The following is a 223-nucleotide window of genomic DNA, read 5'->3' on the forward strand; positions in this document are numbered from 1 at the left end:
CGGCTTGTCCGGGTAGAGCTTCGACATGTCGCGACCCACCATGAGGCGCGCCATCTCGAGCGGCTCGAGGCCCTCGGTGTCGCGTGTCGCGATATGGCGGCCGTCGCGCAGCACCGTGACTCGGTCCGAAATGGCCTTCACCTCGTTGAGCCGATGGGAGATGTAGAGCACGGCCACACCATGCTCGCGCAGCTTGCGGATGATGGTGAAAAGGCTTTCCGCC

Annotated in this window: 1 pseudogene; it reads right to left on the reverse strand. The window is 64.6% G+C overall.

The features are described from left to right. Positions 1-223, reverse strand: a pseudogene (locus tag E4K09_RS03040) (sugar ABC transporter ATP-binding protein); the annotation flags it as partial.

The sequence above is a fragment of the Microvirga pakistanensis genome (genome assembly GCF_004458765.1).
In the GTDB taxonomy this organism is placed as follows: Bacteria; Pseudomonadota; Alphaproteobacteria; order Rhizobiales; family Beijerinckiaceae; genus Microvirga; species Microvirga pakistanensis.